This window comes from Dactylosporangium salmoneum (genome assembly GCF_039532525.1).
GTDB lineage: Bacteria > Actinomycetota > Actinomycetes > Mycobacteriales > Micromonosporaceae > Dactylosporangium > Dactylosporangium salmoneum.
Genome location: NZ_BAAARV010000057.1, coordinates 1 through 263, shown reverse-complemented (window position 1 = coordinate 263; position 263 = coordinate 1). Strand labels below are relative to the sequence as shown.

The window sequence follows — 263 nt, the reverse complement described above, 5'->3', positions numbered from 1 at the left end:
CGGGGCTGCGCCCCGATGCTGCCGCCTGCCCGCGCACGGACCAGTTACGTCTGAGCGGATGCGCCGGCCTGACCCTCTACAAGGTCATCCACGAGCTGCAACTCCTGCTCGCAACCTGGACCGGCGCATGCACCACCTGCCACCAAACCGTGAAACCGCTACACCGCAACAGACATCGACAAACCTAACAAAGCACTACTAGGCGGCCGGTTGCCAGAGGTGGATGACGCCGTCGCCGTCGGCGGAGGCCAGTCGGTCTGTGC

General features: G+C 65.4%; 1 pseudogene. It reads left to right on the top strand.

Annotation, left to right across the window (positions count from 1 at the left end):
- A pseudogene (locus tag ABD352_RS29995) lies at positions 1–188 on the top strand (hypothetical protein); the annotation flags it as partial.
- Positions 189–263 lie beyond the last annotated feature (75 nt).